The sequence below is a fragment of the Pseudomonas sp. WSY_20 genome (assembly GCF_043104335.1).
In the GTDB taxonomy this organism is placed as follows: Bacteria; Pseudomonadota; Gammaproteobacteria; order Pseudomonadales; family Pseudomonadaceae; genus Aquipseudomonas; species Aquipseudomonas parafulva_B.
Map to the genome: position 1 here is coordinate 1 of NZ_JBICKP010000035.1, position 442 is coordinate 442.

Annotated in this window: 1 protein-coding gene; it reads left to right on the forward strand. The window is 59.7% G+C overall.

All coding sequences use genetic code 11. The annotated features are described in order from the left end of the window. Window positions 1–442 (forward strand): transposase (locus ACF8E5_RS09820; protein ID WP_392475214.1); only part of this gene is annotated, 442 nt, incomplete at both ends.

Genomic DNA, 442 nt, shown 5'->3' on the forward strand with positions numbered 1-442 from the left:
CGCCGCCTGGACGACTTGAAGGAAATGCAGCAGATGGAGCAGAACCGCCTGGAGGTAGCGCCGCTGGCGGTGCAGCCATCGATCACGGCAGTGATTGGGCATATTGCCGATGAGATAAAGAAGACATGCGAGGCCATCAAACAGACCATCAATGACGACCCGGACCTGCGCGGGCGACGCGACCTGATCACATCCATAAAAGGTCTGGGCGACACCACGGCAGCCTTGCTGCTTGCCGAGCTGGGCGACCCGCTGAAGTACAAAAGCCCTGCTTCGATCGTTGCATTTGCTGGGCTGAACCCGACAGTTCACCAATCAGGCGAAAAGGTCGGTCAGACGGCCATCTCGCGTGTTGGATCTTCCAGGCTGAGGGCGGGGCTGTTCATGGCTGGCACAGTAGCGATGCGCTACAACCCAGTGGTCAAGGCGTTGGCAGACCGGC